The 268-nt window shown below is 64.2% G+C and carries 1 pseudogene; it reads left to right on the forward strand.

The window, feature by feature from the left end:
- A pseudogene (locus KZZ06_RS20970) lies at positions 1-206 on the forward strand (hypothetical protein); the annotation flags it as partial.
- Between the last annotated feature and the right edge of the window lie 62 nt (positions 207-268).

Consider the following 268-nt stretch of genomic DNA (forward strand, 5'->3'; position numbering starts at 1 on the left):
TGCCGCCGGAGGCCCCCGACAGCGATGCGGGGAATGAGCCCCCGGCGGTTTCCGTTTGTCTTCAGACACTTGTGCAGCGCGCGGACTTTCTGAAAGCGGCGCGGGCGCAGTGGAAGGCGATGCCCTCGATGGTGGTGCGTTTCATCGCTCGGTCTCCGGTCTTTTCGGGCGGCGCCTTGCAGGAATCGCGGCCAACCCGGGTATAGGTTTGAAGCCCGGTCTATAGTGGCCCCTCACGCGCAAGTCAAACCCGCCTCGCAGCTTTTGA

Origin of the sequence: Sulfitobacter sp. CW3, assembly GCF_019392245.1 — a bacterium.
Taxonomy (GTDB): domain Bacteria; phylum Pseudomonadota; class Alphaproteobacteria; order Rhodobacterales; family Rhodobacteraceae; genus Sulfitobacter.